This is a genomic window from Lachnotalea glycerini, from assembly GCF_003201285.1.
Lineage (GTDB): Bacteria > Bacillota > Clostridia > Lachnospirales > Lachnospiraceae > Lachnotalea > Lachnotalea glycerini.
The window spans coordinates 1-1,966 of record NZ_QICS01000036.1; the positions used below are offsets into that span (position 1 = coordinate 1).

The 1,966-nt window shown below is 30.7% G+C and carries 5 protein-coding genes; all 5 read left to right on the plus strand.

Annotation, left to right across the window (positions count from 1 at the left end; translation table 11 throughout):
• On the plus strand, window positions 1–556 hold a 556-nt coding region (locus tag C8E03_RS22310), incomplete at its 5' end, for a hypothetical protein (RefSeq protein WP_207657828.1).
• Between the two features lie 18 nt (window positions 557–574).
• Window positions 575–1,012, plus strand: coding sequence for a hypothetical protein (locus C8E03_RS21625; protein WP_110292095.1), 438 nt, complete (start codon window positions 575–577; stop codon window positions 1,010–1,012).
• Window positions 1,013–1,408: 396 nt separating this feature from the next.
• On the plus strand, window positions 1,409–1,531 hold the full coding sequence (locus tag C8E03_RS22660) for a hypothetical protein (RefSeq protein WP_278321214.1): 123 nt from the start codon (window positions 1,409–1,411) through the stop codon (window positions 1,529–1,531).
• A 22-nt stretch (window positions 1,532–1,553) separates the two neighbouring features.
• Complete coding sequence (locus C8E03_RS22190; RefSeq protein WP_170123094.1) at window positions 1,554–1,700, plus strand: hypothetical protein; 147 nt, start codon at window positions 1,554–1,556, stop codon at window positions 1,698–1,700.
• A 176-nt stretch (window positions 1,701–1,876) separates the two neighbouring features.
• On the plus strand, window positions 1,877–1,966 hold a 90-nt coding region (locus tag C8E03_RS23000), incomplete at its 3' end, for an Ig-like domain-containing protein (RefSeq protein WP_408609933.1).

Below are 1,966 nucleotides of genomic sequence, written 5' to 3' on the forward strand. Positions count from 1 at the left end.
ACTAGCCACAATGACAGGAGCGGCAGTAGGAATGCTGACATATGGAGGAATGACCAAGTATGACAGTGTGAAAAATGTGAGTGGATACTATAAGAAATCAGAATATCAAACCGTATTGAGTAAAGTGGTTGACAAAGATTTGGCTGAGACTGGGATTAAGGGTGGCAAAAGAACAGAAAATGTAATTAAGGAGATAGGAGACTCAATAAAAAAGAATCCATTAAGGCAAGAATATGAAAATGCAGTAAAAAGTTTAAGTGATTATGAAGCTCAATTAAGGGCACAAGGATTGAGTGAAAAATCTATAGCAAAATCAATGTATCAAGTTAGGAGAGATTTAGGTGTTAAGTATAAGGATCTAACACCGGAATTATTGAGAAAATATATTTATGAAGTAAATGAAGCACGTTATGGTGATCCACTTGGTGGGAGCTTTGAGTTTTTTGAAAATAAGTATAAGGGAAATTATAGTAAGATAATAGAGGCATCAAAAAGACCTAATGCGGATGTAGATAAATTATTAAGTAAGTTTAAAGAGTGGTTAGATACTCAATAGTTTAGGAGGAATTTGGATATGATTAAATATATAATGAATATGGATAAAATAAAAGAATTATGTGTTTATGACGTAGATACAGGGAAATATGACTTTAAATATAATGGAGATAAATTAGTTAAACCTAACTTGGGGTTTTTTGCTAGGGTTAGAGACGCTGTATATGGCGTAACAGAATCGCAAAAAGGTCCTGTTTTTTTCAGTAATAATAAATTTTATAATTTATCAGAAGTAAATTATGAATTTGAACATGAAAATTTAGATGATAAAACAGGAAGATTTAAACTATTAATTGATAATAATGTAGAAATTGATGTAGTATATGATAAACCTAAATTCACCGATTTTGATCCTTGGAATACAGAAGAAGATGTAGATTTTTTTCAATGGATATGTCAAGATCAGAAAAGTAAGTCTGATAAAGAGAGATTTCATCAATTTTATACACGAAATTAATTAATTTAATTATGGTTATACCTTAGGACTACCAACTACCTAAAGCCTAGTCGCTTAATTCTATATCATGACTCTCACGAAGTGATGTAATCCATGATATGAATTAAGAGACTTAAGCAAAAAAATTTGCATGGGTATACAATCGGATTATTAAGTAGAAAAGAGAAATTGATTTTCAGAAATGTAGCAAAGTGTCGGACAAATTTTATAAGAAATCCTAAAAAGGGATGATATTAGTACATTTAACTAGTACAGAGACAACTTGTTTTCCATATAACTATTGTTTACTATTATGCCAATAAAGTATTAATCCATCAACATTCTGTGGCATCCAAGATATTTAAAATCCAAGATTTCGTTACGAGGATTTCCATGTAAGATAATAATTCTGGAGGAATGACCAAGTATGACAGTGTGAAAAATGTGAGTGGATACTATAAGACCTTAGAATATCAAACCGTATTGAGTAAATTGACTGAGAAAGGTTTGGCTGAGACTGGGGTTAAGGGGGGGCAGTAAAACTATTAAGGGAAGTTCTAAGTTGTCATTAGAAGAAATTGATAGAATTGTTGATGACATAGGTGGATCTATTAAAGAAAATTCTTTACGACAAGAATATGAAAATGCGGAAAAGTATTTAAGCAACTTAGAAACAAAATTAAGAACAGGGAATACTCTTTTTTGCTGATGATTTTCGTTATATTATCAAAGATATTAACTTTGAGTTTCATCAGAGAAATCTTGAAAATCTTAGAGCAGAGTTTAAATTAATCGTCTCTGATAAAGAAATTGTGAAAATAGAGTATAAAAAACCATTAAGCCATTTTGATGCTTGGTCGCGAGAAGAAGATTTAGATTTACCCAATCAGTGCAACGGATAAAATAACCTATAAAAGCAGTAATACCAAGATAGCAACAGTAGATAAAAACGGAAAAATAAAGGCAAAGAAAAAA

Bases quoted from the DNA above. Each gene is read 5' to 3' on its own strand.
- C8E03_RS21625 (WP_110292095.1), top strand. From the start codon at position 575: ATGATTAAATATATAATGAATATGGATAAAATAAAAGAATTATGTGTT.
- C8E03_RS22660 (WP_278321214.1), top strand. From the start codon at position 1,409: ATGACCAAGTATGACAGTGTGAAAAATGTGAGTGGATACTATAAGACC.